Here is a 14,220-nt window from a genome sequence, read left to right as displayed (position 1 = left end):
ACCAATATCAGCTACGCCCCGAAAGATCTTGACACGATAATTGCGAACAGGCTGGCAAACTGGCACTGGGAAACTATCAATAATCAAAAATTCTCCAGCTGTTTTTACTTCTTGATTCCAAGCCTGACGGATACAACGAATTAGAGGCAAGAGCATCCGAGCTCGCCGATTAAAGCGAGAATGAGACAAGCCAACAAAGAATTTACAAAATCTTCGTTGAGACTCAATCCCAATTTCAGTTTGCCAAATGAGCATCGCTAAGATAGAACTATCAGGAAGCTTGGTCTGATCAACATTTTTACGATGTTTAAGTCCATCAGGCGCATAAAGCTTATATAGCGAGCGACAAATCACATTTAACCGATTAAAACTAACTTGTAAATGGTGAGAAAAACGCTTAAGCTTGAGATAGTTCAATTAGATCAGACTCTTTTCTATTTAAATTACTTACAACTTGAGTCTAGTCTAATTGGACTTTTTTATTAACTAAAACGATTTAACTAGCACCACGCGTACTACAAGCTAATTAACTAATTATGTCAACAGCTAAAAGCTAAAAAAGCTAACTTTTTTCGAACAAATATTCATGAAAGGCTTGGTATGATTGAGTTAGAGCGCACAAAAGAATTAGCAAAAAAATACAAAATGAATCTCCGTGAAGTAAATGACAAGGCAGGTTTAGGTAGAAATTCCATCTATAATTGGAAGAATCAAAGACCGGGAATTGATGCACTTAATGCAGTCGCAGATGTACTACATACGTCAGCCGATTATTTAAGTGGTAAGACAAACAATCCTAGCCCATCACCTAAAGGTGATGAAACTGGTGGTATTTCTATTGATGGTGAAGTACCATATTTCTATCATGGCTACACTATTCCAGAAGACTACCTGAACATAGTTCGTCAACTTATGGAACGTGATATCAAAAAAGGACTTATTAAACGACATGACAACAGCAGATCAGAATAAACAAAAACTCATAGACTGGTTATTAGCCTATGCTAAAAAACGTGATATTATGGTTGAATTAGTTGAAGTAAATCCAACTTACCCATCCATTTCTTTAAAGAACTATAGATTCGCTGTCATTAATACTAATTGGCATCATCAAGAAGAAGTACCATTTTCAATAGGTCATGAGATTGGTCACATTATGCTGACTAATGGTGAAGTAGATTCTCGTCAATATATCACTTTTACAGAACAGAGTTCCGAAGAAAGTCCAGCAGACATCTTTTCAATAAAGCTAATCTATAATTACTCCTGCAAAATGGGTGACTGCTTCGAAGATCCAGGTTTATTTATGCAAGCATACGGGATACCAAATCGAGTAGCTGATGCAACTAAAGAGATATTTAAGCGAGCAGCTTAACCATCAACTTCTATATTTATTTGATTACTAAAAGTTTTAGCATTAGTTTTTACACTACTTAAAATCCAATTAAACAAAAAATCGCTACTCAATTGAGTAACGATTTTTTCTATCCATCCAGTTCAACGCCTTGCAAGTCCTTCATCTTGCTATAAACTGCGCCACGTTGACTTGAATCAAACTCTAGAATAAGCATATCGCCACCGCGAATAATTGTCTGTCCATTAGGAATAATTTCATCCCCATCACGGTGAATAGTTCTCACCCTAGTATCAACCGGCCATTGAACCTCAGAAATGGTTTTATCAACCAGTCTACTGCTCTCATAGACCGGCAGAGCCATTGTATCAGCCTGACCAGTATAGTTAGCCTTATGGTCACTACTCTTGTCCATAGCGGCTGCTAGAAGCCCGTAGATAGGCTTACCGCCAAGAAGTTCATCAACTAATAACGCAATGAAGGCCACCACAGCTAATGGCATCAAGTGAAGCAAGGACCCTACCATCTCAGTAATTAAGATAATCGCCGTAAATGGTGCACGAATGATTGCTGCAAAATATCCTGCCATTGAAAAAATCACTAGGTTAACTACTAAACGCTGCGGTAACAAGCCTAACTGTACCATCATCAGTCCATAAGTTGCACCAATCAAAGCGCCCATTGTCAAAATTGGCAGGAAGATACCACTGGGAAGACCTGAATCATAAGCAACAATGGAGAAAACAATTCTCATGACATAAAAGAATGCCAAAAGGCCGACTAGCCCCCAACCAGTTTTAGTAATCATGTTAGGTAAAGATAAGATTAATCGATTACCTGGACCCGTAATCAGTGGCCAAAAGTAAGCGATCGGAATCAAAATTGCCAAGGGGATCAAGCCATGAAGCCAACGGGGCAAAAAGGTGATTTTAGCATAGACCTTCTTTAAACTAAATAAACCAACTTTATATAAATGACCCAATAAGCCTAATAAAATCCCTAAGATAAGCAAGTGCCAGTACAACGAAATCGGAAATGAATAGTTATATTGAATTGCTAGGGCGTGACGAATGCCAAACAAGTTTGAAACGACAAAGTTTGAAGCAATTGCGCCAGCTAAAGCATTCATCCAAACTAATGGTGAAAAGTTATGGAATACTTCTTCTAAGACAAACAAGGCACCACTCAAAGGAGCGCCAAAAGCGGCAGACAAACCACTTGAAGCCCCTGTTGCAAGCAGAATTCTAGTTTTTAATTTGTTCTGCTTGCATCCCTGAGCAACACCTTGCCCAATTGTTGAGCCTAACTGCAATGATGGCCCTTCTGGTCCTAGGAATAGTCCTGTACCAATCACGAGAATTCCACCGATTAATTTCCGCCATAAAATTGGAAACCATTGTAGTGATAGCTTCCCTTGCAGTTGCAATTTTACTTCTGGAATACCAGAACCACCAACATGGGGATATTGTTTAACAAAATAACCAGCAATTACCGCTACCGCAATAAAGCCAATGATAATCGCAATAAACCACAACGGATTCTGGTGCGCTAATTGAAACAAGTATAACCAAAAACCAGATGTCTTTTCGATTCCAAATCTAAATAAACCAACTACTACGCCGGTACATATTCCGACAAGTAGTGCTTGGAGCAACAGTTTAATATTAGTTCTGTTTGCCTCGTCTTTCATTACTTTCTCCCTCACAATAAAAAAACGTGTCACAAACTATTGTACAACAAAAAGCCAGCTAGAAATGTTCTAACTGACTTTTTTGTTTCATGTGAAACTAATTATTTTTCTTCATACCATTCGGTGTGGAAGACGCCTTCACGATCATTTCTAAGGTAAGTGTGCGCACCGAAGTAGTCACGTTGGCCTTGGATCATATTAGCTGGCAAGTTTGGATTAAAGATTGATTCCAACCAGTTAAGAGCTGCGCTCAAAGTTGGAGTTGGCACACCACACTTAGTAGCAAATTCAACTGACTTACGCAAAGCTGGCAAGTTTTCCTTCATCAAGCCGCGGAAATAATCGTCTTGGAATAGGTTCATTAGCTTGCCGTTCTTGTCATAGGCTTTTTCAATATCCTTAAGCATTGCGGAACGAATGATACAACCTGCTTCCCAATCTTGAGCAATTGACTTGTATCTTAAGTCCCAATCATAAGCTTCAGCAGCCATAGTTAATTGTTGGAAACCTTGAGCATATGCGACAGCTTGGGCTAATTGCAATGATTTTTCGAACACGTCAACCATATCATCAGGGATTTCACCATTGTATTCAAACTTAGTTGGTTTAACGCCCTTTTCAATTACCAAGTGTGCTTGCTTACTCATGAAACGTGCCATTACAGCCTCGGCTACCACCGTTACAGGAGCGCCAAGTGCAACACCATCTTCGAGCATCCAGTTACCAGTACCCTTGTATGAAGCAACGTTTAAAATGTGATCGATTACGTGATCTGGCGTTAAATCATCTTTTTGTGCCAAAACCTTTGAAGTGATTTCGCTAAGATATGCTTCTACCTTACCATGATTCCATTTATCAAAAATTTCTGACATCTCATCATCGCTCTTGTGAGCAACGTCACGGAGCAAGTTGTAAACTTCTGAGAATTCTTGCATAATTCCGTATTCGATACCATTGTGCACCATTTTGACATAGTGACCAGCACCTTCAGGACCCATGTAGTATACGCATGGCTTGCCTTCAGTATTCTTAGCAGCAATAGCTTCAAGAATTGGAGCAACTTCCTTATAAGCTGGTTCGTCACCACCTGGCATCAAAGCTGGGCCATTTAAAGCACCTTCTTCACCACCGGAAACACCCATACCGATAAAGTGAATCCCATGCTTCTCCATTTCGTGGAAACGACGGTTAGTATCGTGATAATTTGAGTTACCACCATCGATTAAAATATCGCCTTTATCCAAAAGCGGCAGCAATTTTTGCAAAGTTTGGTCCACTGGATCGCCTGCCATAATTTGAATCAAAATCTTGCGTGGCTTTTCAAGTGAGTTTACGAACTCTTCCCAGGTGTAGCAAGGCTTTAATTTATCATCTTCATATTTTGCGAAAGCATCAACTTCTGGTTTGTCGATTGAGAAACCTGAAACGGAAAAGCCGTGGTTTCTAACATTTAAAGCAAGGTTTTTGCCCATAACAGACAAACCAATAACGCCGAATTGTTGCATGTTTATTAATTCCTCCATTAATCAAAGTTCATCAAGTATTATTATACGTTCTAGCACGCAAAAAAGCGAAACCAAAAGGTTCCACTTTTTAAAATCTAGTTAATAATTTTTTTGTTATTGGGTAAAAGTGTTTCACACACTGCTCGGTAATATTTCCTAGGAAATATTACTTTTATTGATCAATACCCCAAAGTAAAATGTTAAATGCTAATGGTAATGTATCCATCCTTTTTAGCCTGTTTTAAAGATGCTAGAACAAATTTACATTGTTGACCCTTTAGCTTTTTGGCTGCTTTAACAGCTAAATTAAAGTCATACTCGTTTTTTCTAATAGCATTTTTGATAACTATCTTTGCCCACAGAAATAGGTTGAGAATCGGAGTTTACAGTTACAATGTAGCTCCACTTGCTAAGTCGAGGAATATTTTTAATTGTTATAGCTTTATCAAACTTAGCTACTGCAGTTGAATTGCTGTTGTCTGCAGCGTTGGCAGTGACAGACGATGCTGAAGTAAAGCAGTAGCAAGTAAACCAATTAGAGCTTTTTTAGATTTCATAATTTAGCATCTTTTTACACATAGTGCTTATTGGCTAATAAGCATTAATTCATATCCAACACTGTCTATTATAAGCATCTGTATTCTATTTACTAGCCAACAGACTATTTTATATTTAAAATCGTATATAAAATGAGGCTATTTCCCAGGAAATATTTTCCCATACAAAAAAGCAGGACAAACGTCTCGCTTCTTTATAATTACTCAACCAAATTAGTGTTGTGAAGCACCTGAAACCGTATCAGGAGCAGGATCCTCTTCTGGTTCTGATTCTTCATGTTGAGATGCACCTGTTGCAGCGTCAGCTTCTAAGCCGTACTTTTCTGCAAAGTAACTGAATGGCTTCAAGTCTTCAGCTTCATACTTCTTAACAAAGGCTGGGTCGTCAAGTGAGTTCAATTCAGTTGAGTAAGGCATTTCGTGAGTGTACTTGACGTCGATCAACATTGGACCGTCCATCTTCTTGAATTCGTCGACAGCATCTTCGAATTCCTTCTTGGTGCGAACCGTTACACCCTTAACATTCATACCTTCAGCAACCTTTGCCCAGTCGTTATCAGGGATAATAACACCAGATAATGGTTGGTTAGATTCATCTTCTTGTTCTGCTTGGATGTAACCCAAAGTTTCATTAGTGAAGACGATGTTCAAAATATGCATGTTGTAACGAGCCATAGTAAGAAGTTCTTGGTTCATCATAGCAAAACCACCGTCACCAGCTAATTGCCATACTTCACGGTCTGGGTAAACAGTTGCTGCAGTAAGAGCAGCTGGAGCACCATAACCCATAGTTGCGTGCAAGCCTGAAGTAGTCCACTTTTGATCATCATGCAAGTTCAAAAGACGGCATGAGTCAACGTTAACGTTACCAACATCAATAGCAAAGATGGCATTGTCATCAGCCTTCTTGTTGATAACATCCCAGATTGGTTCAGGACGTACAGGCATTTCATCTGAGTTCTTAAAGCTTGCTTGCCATGCATCCCAGTTCTCACGGTCTGCAATAGCAGCCTTGTAAAGTGGTGATTCGCTACGTTCTTCACCAGCGTCAATAATTGCTCTCAAAGCCTTCTTAGCATCTGCAAGCATTGAGACATCAGTTGAGTGACGCTTACCAAACTTAGCTGAATCAACATCAATTTGAATAACCTTAGCATCCTTAGGGAACCATAAAACTGAGAATGGTGAGTTGTTACCTACCCAAACAACTAAGTCAGTTGCGCTTTGGACTTCTTGAGCAGCCTTAGGTCCGATACGGCCGATAGTACCCATGTATGCTGGGAATTTGTCTTCTACTACACCCTTGCCTAAGTATGATGACATAATAGGGGTCTTGAATTTTTCAGCAAATTCCTTAACTTCTTCACCAGCATCCTTTGCACCTAAACCAATGTACATAGTTGGGTTCTTAGCTTCTTTCAAAAGCTTAACAGCTTCTTCAACTGAAGCCTTAGTTGGTGCTGGATAATTGTCTGCTGGATGAGCATCCTTGTTTACACGGAAGGTGTCATCAATCTTTTGCCAACCGTAGTCCTTAGGAATAATGATAACTGCAGGACCCTTTCTTGCGTAGGCTTGACGGATAGCTTCATCAGTTAAAATTGGAATTTGTTCAGCGGTCTTAGCTTGGCGGCACCAAACACTAGCGTTCAAGAACCACTTGTCTTCATCAAAAGCTTGGAAGAAGTCAATATCTTGACGGCTAGTTGGAACGTTAGCAACAATTGCTACCATTGGAGTCTTGTCAAACTTAGCATCATACAAACCATTGAATAAGTGGGCAGCACCAGGACCAGCTGAACCGAAACATACACCCAACTTACCAGTTAACTTATATTCTGCAGAAGCAGCTAAAGCACCAGCTTCTTCGTGACGTACTTCAATAAATTTCATCTTATCTCTAAAGTCATAGATAGCGTTCATACTTGAGTCGAATGAACCACCTGGGAAACCGTAGATATGATCAATTCCCCAATCGTAAATAACTTTAAGCATTGCATCAGAACCATTAATTTTTGTCATATAAGTGCATCTCCTTAACTTTTGTTCTTTCATAATGTATTAAAACACTTTTTTTCACATTTGCAAACCGATAAAATCACCGTTATTACGCAAATGAAAACGCTTTTATGATAATAATAATTTCACAAACTTTACCAAATTCAATATCTCAAAAAGCTGAATGGTAGCGTTTTATATTGTGATTTGATGAACATTATTATACTAAATTTCACTTATTTTATGTATATTCATTGTTACTTATAGTAAAAATTTAAGAAAAAATTTTTTACAATTTATTTCATAGCTATCCAATTTAGAAAAACGTTATTTTATAATTTTGCGCATAAAAATAACGTAGAATACTATTCCTACGCTATTTTTGTGCTATTCTACTTTTTCACTCTAGAGTAACGCCCATTTTGAATGTAAACACTCAAAATTGCCAAATCAGCTGGGTTAACTCCTGAAATTCGTTCTGCTTGAGCTAAAGTTTCAGGACGAATTTTTTCAAATTTTTGCCGTGCCTCAGTAGCTAAACCTTCGATTTGGTCATAATCAATATCTGCTGGGATTTTTTTGGCTTCTTGTCTCTTTAAGCGAGCAATTCTGGTTTCTTCTTTCTTGATATAGCCAGCATACTTGATACCAATCTCAACTTGTTCTTTAACGTAACGATCGCCTGGAACTTTTTCACCAGTTAACCGTTCAATATCAGCAATAGTAACATTAGGGCGACGCAAGAAAACATCGGCCTTAACACCGGCCTTCATCGGTTCCTGACCAATACTTTGCAAAAATTCCTGCACTTCATCAGTTAAATGAACCGTAATTTCATGCAGTCTCGTCTTTGCATCTTCAATCGCATGCTTCTTTTCTTCAAATCGTGCGAAGCGTTCGTCAGAAATTAAGCCCAGATCATGACCATATTCAGTCAAACGCAAGTCTGCGTTATCATTGCGTAAAATCAAACGATATTCTGCTCTACTAGTAAGTAGACGATATGGTTCATTCGTCCCTTTGGTTACCAAGTCATCGATTAACACGCCAATGTAAGCATCGTTACGGCCTAAGGTAAATCCTGGCTTATCTTGAGCAGATAATGCCGCATTAATTCCTGCAATTAAACCTTGACCAGCTGCTTCTTCATAACCTGATGTTCCATTCATCTGGCCTGCAGTAAATAAATGCTTTACGTTTTTGGTTTCCAAAGTATGCTTCAATTGCCATGGTTCAACCACATCGTATTCAATTGCATATCCTGGTCGCATCATTTCCGCATGTTCTAATCCCGCAACAGAATGAATCATCTTTAATTGAATTTCTTCTGGCATTGAAGTTGAAAAGTCGCCTACATAAACTTCCTTGGTAGTCTTTCCTTCTGGTTCAAGGAAAATTTGGTGGCGATCCTTATCTGCAAAGCGGACAACTTTGTCTTCAATTGAAGGACAATAACGTGGGCCTACACCCTTGATAATTCCAGAGAACATCGGTGCACGGTCAAGATTGTTTCTAATAATCGTGTGTGTGGTTGGATTAGTATAAGTCATCCAACAAGAAATTTGTTTTTGTAAATAATCTTCATCACGACTTTCATATGAAAAGTGCCGTGGGGTTTTATCACCAGGTTCTTCCTCAGTTTTAGAATAGTCAATTGTATTGCCGTTAACACGTGGAGGAGTACCGGTTTTAAAACGACGCAGCTTAAAACCTAACTTTTCTAGATTTTCCGACAGCTTAATTGAAGGAGTAGTGTTATTTGGACCTGAAGAATAAGTCAATTCCCCAATAATAATTTTACCGCGAGCCGCTGTACCTGTAGTCAAAACAACGCTTTTAGCATGATACTTCGCACCAGTATTGGTAATCACACCTTTGCAGACGCCATCTTCAACTACCAATTCATCCACGATAGCCTGACGCAAGGTCAAGTTGGGCGTATTTTCGATCGTATCCTTCATGTGTTCATGATATTGCCACTTATCAGCTTGAGCACGTAGCGCACGCACAGCTGGCCCCTTACCCGTATTTAACATCCGCATTTGAATATAGGTAGCATCAATGTTCTTTCCCATTTGACCACCTAAAGCATCAATCTCACGGACAACTGTCCCTTTAGCTGGTCCACCAACAGATGGATTACATGGCATAAAGGCCACCATATCCAAACCAATCGTAACCAGCAAAGTTTTTTGTCCCATGTGGGCACTTGCCAACGCAGCTTCACATCCAGCATGCCCAGCACCGACAACGATTACATCATATTCATTTGAATCATATGTTTTAACCATTTTCATCCTACTTTCCTAAACAGAATTGACTAAATAATTGCGTGATTAATTCATCTGGGGCACTTTCACCAGTGATTTCACCTAAAGTATCCCAAGCACCAGTAAAATCAATTTGTGCAATATCAACAGGGACGCCATCTTCAACTGCTTGAATTACATCTTCCAATTCTTTCTTAGCCTTATGCAATAAGGAAGCTTGGCGTTGATTGGTTACCATAATTTGATCATTAGAATTTTCAATCCCAGCAAAAAATAGCTTATTAATCAATTCTTCAAGCGTATCTAAGTTTTGTTCTTTCAAAATCGAAGTTGAAATAACATCACTACCCGTTAGTTTCTCCATCTCAGTAGTTGTTATTTTTTGACCTAAATCCGACTTATTTAAGATCACGATTCGCTTCTTGTCCTTTGTCGCTTCAATTAAGGCTTGATCTTCAGCTGTTAATGCTTGACTAGCATCGATTAACAACAAGACCAGATCTGCTCGCTCCAAGGCCTTTTTTGATCTTTCTACACCAATTTTTTCCACCTTATCTTCAGTGTGGTGGATTCCAGCAGTATCAATTAGCTCTAGCGGTACTCCTTTTACAGACACATATTCTTCTAGCGTATCACGCGTTGTTCCAGCCACATCGGTCACAATCGCTTTGTCGCTTTGAGTCAGATAATTCAATAAAGAAGACTTTCCCACATTAGGACGACCAACAATTGCAGTAGCCAAACCATTGCGCAAGATTTTTCCTTCTTGTGCTGTCTTCAATAAGCGATTAATTTTATCAATTACTGATCTAGATGTGTCTGCCATCTGTTTTGCGGTAACAGTATCTGCATCATACTCTGGATAATCGATATTAACCTCAACGTTAGCCAAAGTATTCAGAATTTCCTGCCGCATTGCCTGAATCTTGTGTAACAATCCACCAGCTAATTGACCAACAGCCACTTGTCGTGCCTTATCCGTCTTGGCCCGAACGATATCCATCACACTCTCAGCTTGAGTTAAGTCAATTCGTCCGTTCACAAAAGCACGTTTAGTAAATTCACCAGGATCAGCCATTCGCGCACCGTGACTCAGCAACAATTGTAAAATATGATTAGTTACCACGATTCCACCATGGCAATTGATTTCTACAATATCTTCACGTGTAAAGGTCTTGGGTGCACGCAGCACTGTCACCATTGCTTCATCAATCGTTTTCCCAGTATCCGGATCGATAATATGACCATAGTGAATAGTATGTGTCGGCACCTTGCTTAGATCTTCGCCTTTAAAAACCTTATCAGCAATCTTAATTGCATCCTCACCAGACATTCTTACGATTGAAATTCCGCCTTCACCGATGGGGGTTGAAATTGCTGCAATAGTATCGAACTCTGTCAAAGTTTGAGCCATAATTCTTCCCTTTTCTCAATAAAAAAAGCGCATTATACCACCACGAATAACCATGATGGATAAAGCACTTTGACTACTTTATCTAAAAATCATTTTAGACTAATATTCTTTTATTTCTTTTTGCGTCCTAAACGCTTGTAAGCCCTTCTTAGTTTACGTTTGCGTTCACGCTCAGCCTCAGCCTTTGCTTCTTGCTCTCTTCTATATTTAATAGGGTTTTGCAAGATAAAGGTTTGAAGCGCCTGGAACAAGTTGGAAATTACCCAGTAAAGTGTAATAGCTGACTGGAAGTTTAAGGCCATCACACCAACCATGATAGACATTCCGTACATCATTACTTTGGTCATTCCATTTTGCGATGATTTTGGCGTCGATAATTGACTAATATACGTCGATAAGAACGTAAAGATCATTGCTAAAATAGGCATGATGTAATATGGATCGGGCTTGCTTAAATCCATCCATAAGAAGCGCCCAGTTTGTAACTGCGGTGTACGTAAAATCGCACCATACAGTGCATACATAACTGGCAACTGGATCAGGACAGGCAAACATCCAGTATAAGGATTTACGCCTGCTTCTTTATAAAGCTTGTTAGTTTCTTGTTGTAATAATGTTCTTGATTCAGTGTCACGTCCTGGATATTTCTTACGCAACTCATTAATTTGTGGTTGGATGCTTTGCATCTTAGTAGTACTTCGAATTGAAATAGCATTCAAAGGTACTAAGATGACACGAACAATGACGGTGAAGACAATAATTGCCCAGCCATAACTGTTCCCCATTAACTTAGCTAGCCACAAAATAAAAGCTGACATGTAATAAACGATCCAACGGTCCCACCAATTACCACTTGTATGTGAGATTGGCGTTGCTTGACCATTTGCTCCCGTAGTAGCACATCCTGTCAATACAACAGCAAGTATTGCTACTGCTAAGACTGCAAGAAGACGTTTGACATTTCTCTTGGTCAGAATGTCCTTCAATCTATTTTTCCTCAACTTTATCTGGCATTTCTTCAATAATATGAGCTAACGATAATGCGTGAAGCAAGTTTTTACGCACCTGAGCCATATTAAAATCGCGAGCATAAGGTCGCGTAATGATTAAAAAATCAACATGCGGATTAATCTGCAATTTTTCTTCATCAATCACGGCCCGAATATAACGCTTGAGTCGATTACGTGCGACTGCGGTATGACCAACCTTTTTGCCCACAGAAATTCCTACTCGAAAGTGTTTATTTTCTGTTTTTTCTACCTTATAAATGACAAAAGCTCGGTTAGCGACTGAGTCGCCAGATTCGAAAACTTGCTGGAAATCTTTTTCAGATTTTACTCGATAAGACTTTCTCAAAACGTTTCATTCCACTCTAGTAGACTAAAAAAACCACTGGGATTCAGTGGTTTAAGCAGATAAGACTTTTCTACCTTTTGCACGGCGTCTTGCTAAAACCTTACGGCCATTTGATGTGCTCATACGCTTCATAAAACCGTGAACACGTGAACGGTGACGCTTCTTAGGTTGGTAAGTTCTCTTAGTTGTCATATTAAACTGCACCTCCATAAATTTTTGTGCCAATTGCACAATTTCTTATTAAGGATAGCACGAAAAGCCATAAAAACCAAGTATTTTAAGAAAAAAAGACTTTTAAATCCCGTGAATATTTTCTAAAAATTCATTGTTTTTCATGTGGATAAAAAATAAAATATTTTTCTTACGTATAATTTCCACAAGATAATTCCCAACGTTTTCCACAACTCACATGGTGTTAAAAACTTAATTCACACCATGTGGATAACGCATATGGTATTTTACCTCAAGTATTGATAGAATAATATCCATAATTCACAGCTGTACTGTGCATAAATTAACAGTTTTGCTCTTATCATGTCAAAATGTGCATATCACTTTAATAGTTATCAACAGGCTGTGTACTTTGTTGATTTCTTTTTCACCTGTGGAAAACCAGTTAAGTAAATGGTAAAATAAATTTGCTTTTTACTAACTGGGGGAATGTACATTGTTCGACATTAATAAATTTTGGGAACACTTTAATGACGAGATGCGTGCTCGTTTCAACGAAGTTGCCTACAATGCATGGTTCAAAAATACTAAACCTATTTCATATAATGGAAAAACACATGAATTAAAAATTTTAGTTCAAAATCCTGTTTCTAAAGGTTACTGGGAAAAGAATCTATCTTCTCAATTGATTCAATCTGCCTACGGTTATGCCGACATCGAGATCTTACCTGTATTTAAAATATCTGAAGATGCGGATATTACAGAAAGGATCGTAACACCTGCGCCAAAGCGTGAAGCGCAAGTTCAACAGCCTAATTTGCCAGAAAAAGAATTCACTAAAGACTTGAAGTTAAACGAAAAATACACTTTTGATAACTTCGTTCAAGGGGAGGGAAACAAGTTGGCCGCCGGTGCTGCACTTGCTGTAGCCGACAGTCCTGGTAGTTTTTACAATCCTTTATTTATTTTTGGTGGCGTTGGTTTAGGTAAAACACACCTGATGCAAGCTGTTGGGCATCAAATGCTAGCAGAGCGACCTAACGCAAAAGTTGTCTATATACAGAGTGAAACTTTTGTTAATGACTTCATTAATTCCATCAAAAATAAAACGCAGGACAAATTCCGCGAAAAATACAGAACTTGTGACCTGCTTTTAGTTGATGATATTCAATTTTTTGCCAAAAAAGAGGGGATTCAAGAGGAATTCTTCCATACTTTTGAGACACTTTATAACGATCAAAAACAGATCGTAATGACTAGCGATCGGTTGCCTACAGAAATCCCAGATCTATCAGAGCGTTTAGTTTCTCGATTTACATGGGGCTTGCAAGTCGAAATTACGCCTCCCGATTTGGAAACCAGAATCGCTATTTTGCGACGCAAAGCTGAAACAGAAGGTTTGACTATCGATGATGGTACGCTTAACTATATTGCATCTCAAGTTGATACTAACATTAGAGAACTTGAAGGGGCTTTAGTTAAAGTTCAAGCTTATGCCACAATTGAAAAAGCAGATATTGACGTTAACCTTGCGCGTGAAGCATTAGTTGACCTCAAATTAGTTCAAAAAAATCGTGGATTACAAATCTCTAAAATACAGGAGGTTGTCGCAAACTATTTCCAAACTTCAACTGCTGAATTAAAGGGTAAAAAGCGTGTACGGCAGATTGTAGTTCCTCGGCAAATAGCAATGTATCTTTCTCGTGAATTAACAGATGCCAGTTTGCCAAAAATTGGTCAAGAATTTGGGGGAAAAGATCATACCACTGTCATGCATGCTTATGATAAAATCGACAAGCAGATGAAACTTGATTCTGATATCAAAACTGCTGTCTTTGACCTAAAGCAAATTTTGGAGCACTAAAAGTTATCCACTGTGGAAAAATAAACAAGTTTTACACAAGT

Annotated in this window: 11 protein-coding genes and 1 pseudogene; 3 read left to right on the top strand and 9 right to left on the bottom strand. The window is 38.7% G+C overall.

Translation table 11 applies throughout. The features are described 5' to 3' along the window. Window positions 1–417 (bottom strand): annotated as a pseudogene (locus CP366_RS07410) (IS982 family transposase); the annotation flags it as partial. A gap of 183 nt (window positions 418–600) precedes the next feature. Between CP366_RS07410 and CP366_RS07405 the strand changes: the two are divergent. Together CP366_RS07405 and CP366_RS07400 are read left to right on the top strand one after the other, a co-directional pair. Further along, window positions 601–972 (top strand): helix-turn-helix transcriptional regulator, encoded by a 372-nt coding sequence (locus CP366_RS07405; RefSeq protein ID WP_005721887.1) that lies wholly within the window; start codon window positions 601–603, stop codon window positions 970–972. Then, window positions 950–1,375, top strand: a complete 426-nt coding sequence (locus CP366_RS07400) for an ImmA/IrrE family metallo-endopeptidase (protein WP_061205013.1) — start codon at window positions 950–952, stop codon at window positions 1,373–1,375. Before CP366_RS07405 ends, CP366_RS07400 begins: the two co-directional genes overlap by 23 nt. A 109-nt stretch (window positions 1,376–1,484) precedes the next feature. Here the strand turns inward: CP366_RS07400 and CP366_RS07395 are convergent, their stop codons facing one another. From CP366_RS07395 to rpmH, 8 genes are all read right to left on the bottom strand, one after another. After that, window positions 1,485–3,044, bottom strand: coding sequence for a ClC family H(+)/Cl(-) exchange transporter (locus CP366_RS07395; protein ID WP_023487811.1), 1,560 nt, complete (start codon window positions 3,042–3,044; stop codon window positions 1,485–1,487). A 101-nt stretch (window positions 3,045–3,145) separates the two neighbouring features. After that, on the bottom strand, window positions 3,146–4,549 hold the full coding sequence (gndA, locus tag CP366_RS07390; protein WP_013087092.1) for an NADP-dependent phosphogluconate dehydrogenase: 1,404 nt from the start codon (window positions 4,547–4,549) through the stop codon (window positions 3,146–3,148). A gap of 770 nt (window positions 4,550–5,319) precedes the next feature. Then, a complete protein-coding gene (spxB, locus tag CP366_RS07380) occupies window positions 5,320–7,128 on the bottom strand; it encodes a pyruvate oxidase (RefSeq protein WP_089147839.1) in 1,809 nt (602 codons plus the stop codon). A 368-nt stretch (window positions 7,129–7,496) separates the two neighbouring features. Further along, window positions 7,497–9,395 carry a tRNA uridine-5-carboxymethylaminomethyl(34) synthesis enzyme MnmG gene (gene mnmG, locus CP366_RS07375; protein WP_035442900.1) on the bottom strand — a complete coding sequence of 633 codons (1,899 nt, stop codon included), beginning with the start codon at window positions 9,393–9,395 and terminating at the stop codon, window positions 7,497–7,499. A gap of 7 nt (window positions 9,396–9,402) precedes the next feature. Then, entirely contained in the window at window positions 9,403–10,788 is a 1,386-nt protein-coding gene (gene mnmE / locus CP366_RS07370) for a tRNA uridine-5-carboxymethylaminomethyl(34) synthesis GTPase MnmE (protein ID WP_057726292.1), read from the bottom strand. A gap of 110 nt (window positions 10,789–10,898) precedes the next feature. Next, window positions 10,899–11,774, bottom strand: coding sequence for a membrane protein insertase YidC (locus CP366_RS07365; protein ID WP_005721891.1), 876 nt, complete (start codon window positions 11,772–11,774; stop codon window positions 10,899–10,901). A gap of 1 nt (window position 11,775) precedes the next feature. Continuing rightward, a complete protein-coding gene (gene rnpA, locus CP366_RS07360) occupies window positions 11,776–12,144 on the bottom strand; it encodes a ribonuclease P protein component (RefSeq protein ID WP_005726675.1) in 369 nt (122 codons plus the stop codon). A 51-nt stretch (window positions 12,145–12,195) separates the two neighbouring features. Further along, window positions 12,196–12,336: a 50S ribosomal protein L34 gene (gene rpmH / locus CP366_RS07355; protein WP_003549412.1), complete on the bottom strand. Its 141-nt coding sequence runs from the start codon at window positions 12,334–12,336 to the stop codon at window positions 12,196–12,198. Between the two features lie 475 nt (window positions 12,337–12,811). Between rpmH and dnaA the strand changes: the two genes are divergently transcribed. Continuing rightward, a complete protein-coding gene (gene dnaA, locus CP366_RS07350) occupies window positions 12,812–14,179 on the top strand; it encodes a chromosomal replication initiator protein DnaA (RefSeq protein ID WP_035442826.1) in 1,368 nt (455 codons plus the stop codon). The last annotated feature ends 41 nt before the right edge of the window (window positions 14,180–14,220 follow it).

This window comes from Lactobacillus sp. UMNPBX15, assembly GCF_002553785.1.
Taxonomy (GTDB): Bacteria; Bacillota; Bacilli; order Lactobacillales; family Lactobacillaceae; genus Lactobacillus; species Lactobacillus crispatus.
Note: the sequence above shows the minus strand (reverse complement) of the source record. Positions and strands in the feature narration are given on the sequence as shown.